Below are 425 nucleotides of genomic sequence, written 5' to 3'. Positions count from 1 at the left end.
AATACGTCAAATGCGCTCGCGTTACCGGCGACGTGATGGGTAAATACCATCCGCACGGCAATGCAGCGATTTATGACGCGCTCGCCCGCATGGCGCAGCCCTGGTCGCTGCGCCTGCCGCTGATCGACGGTCAGGGCAATTTCGGCTCGGTTGACGGCGATCCGCCGGCGGCCGAACGATACACCGAGTGCCGCCTGGAAAAGGCTGCTCATTCACTGCTCGACGATCTTGACAAGGAAACCGTCGACTTCCGCGACAACTATGACGGCACGCTCTCCGAGCCGGTCGTGGTACCCGCCAAGTTCCCGAACCTGCTCGTCAACGGCGCCGGCGGCATCGCCGTCGGCATGGCCACCAATATTCCGCCGCACAACCTCTCCGAAGTCATCGACGGCTGCATTGCGCTGATCAACGACCCGGCGATC

1 protein-coding gene is annotated in these 425 nt (G+C 62.6%); it reads left to right on the top strand.

Translation table 11 applies throughout. From position 1 onward, the window contains the following. Nucleotides 1-425 (top strand): DNA gyrase subunit A (locus AC5ZG1_RS44465; protein WP_496136579.1); only part of this gene is annotated, 425 nt, incomplete at both ends.

It is taken from the genome of Bradyrhizobium sp. Leo78 (assembly GCF_059512425.1).
The sequence above is the reverse complement of the archived record's forward strand: the minus strand, read 5'-3'. Positions and strand labels throughout refer to the sequence as shown.